This is a genomic window from Moorena sp. SIO3I8 (assembly GCF_010692325.1).
Taxonomy (GTDB): domain Bacteria; phylum Cyanobacteriota; class Cyanobacteriia; order Cyanobacteriales; family Coleofasciculaceae; genus Moorena.
Window position 1 is genome coordinate 1 of sequence record NZ_JAAHHW010000508.1, and the last position, 1,005, is coordinate 1,005.

Below are 1,005 nucleotides of genomic sequence, written 5' to 3' on the forward strand. Positions count from 1 at the left end.
ATGTAAATACTGCCCAACCTTCCGATGACCAACTCAAAAAAACCAGCGCTAGTGATTCCCAATGGGGCATTCGCGTTGTGATTGGGGGAGATGGTTCTTGGTATCAAAAAGGTACCGGTGGTTTGGCTTATATGGATTCATTCAACTGGAACACTGATACCCCCGTTTTTATTTTTTCAGAGAATCGCGCTGGAGGTAGTGAGAAAGCGGTGGCTGAAGCTATTAGCCATGAAGTAGGTCATAGCTTGGGTCTGACACATGACGGTAATTTAACCAACCACTATTACACTGGTCATGACAATGGCAATGTCGAAACAGGGTGGGCTCCTATTATGGGAGAGGGCAACGATAGAAATCTAACTCAATGGAGCAAAGGTGAGTATACCGGTGCCAGCAACCAAGAAGATGACCTAGACATCATCACTGGGCAAAATGGTTTTGGCTATCGCCTGGACGATTATGGTAACAGTCGAACCAGTGCAGCAGCGCTATCTTTCAATGGTGGTCAGGTAGAAACTTATGGCATCATTGAACAAAATAACGACATTGACTGGTTCCAGTTCAATTCAACAACGGGCAACATAGCCCTAGATATTCAGCCTTTTGAGCGAGGACCTAATTTAGACATTCTGGCTAAACTATATAATGCTTCTGGTCAACTGATTAGCGTCTCTAATCCTATCGGTTCTCTGTCTGCTAGCTTTAATCTTGACCTCAATCCAGGACAGTACTATCTAAGCATTGATGGTACGGGTCTTGGAAACTTAGCTACCGGATATAGTGATTACGGCAGCTTAGGACAATACTCTATTACTGGCGGCGTTGCTGAATAATGGAATGATTTTAATGGAGATGGGAAGTGTGGTGTTATCGTGGCTAATCCCGATTCCCGATTCCCGATGCCCGATTCCCGATTCCCTTTGCTATATCAAAAACCCTATATCAAACGGAAAGATTACTATTAATAAATAGTGGTCAATCAGTGATTAATTTAATGACTTCCAG

1 protein-coding gene is annotated in these 1,005 nt (G+C 43.5%); it reads left to right on the plus strand.

Annotated elements, in window-relative coordinates; genetic code table 11:
- Positions 1-833: M12 family metallo-peptidase (locus F6K51_RS38245; protein WP_293031634.1), on the plus strand; the 833-nt coding region annotated here is incomplete at its 5' end.
- Positions 834-1,005 lie beyond the last annotated feature (172 nt).